Raw genomic sequence first — 233 nt, forward strand, 5'->3', positions numbered from 1 at the left:
ATGGAGTCTCTGCCTCTAAAGTCCAATGAAGTTGACTATGTTAGTGCTTATCCCGTGGTGTTACCTGAAAACATACCTTTTAAAGTGGATGGGGCAGATTTGATACGACTTAAAGAGGCCATTGAGACTGAGAATAAATTGGACAAGGAGGCCAACATGAAGCGGAAACGGAAATCTGCACTATATATCAGGCCCTCATACTCGCTGGATTATGAACTGTTTAAAAATAACCC

1 protein-coding gene is annotated in these 233 nt (G+C 41.6%); it reads left to right on the plus strand.

Annotation, left to right across the window (positions count from 1 at the left end):
* Positions 1 to 233: hypothetical protein (locus ACRHOZ_RS21555; protein ID WP_431130460.1), on the plus strand; the 233-nt coding region annotated here is incomplete at both ends.

Origin of the sequence: Flagellimonas flava, from assembly GCF_050617915.1 — a bacterium.
GTDB classification, from domain to species: Bacteria; Bacteroidota; Bacteroidia; order Flavobacteriales; family Flavobacteriaceae; genus Flagellimonas; species Flagellimonas flava_A.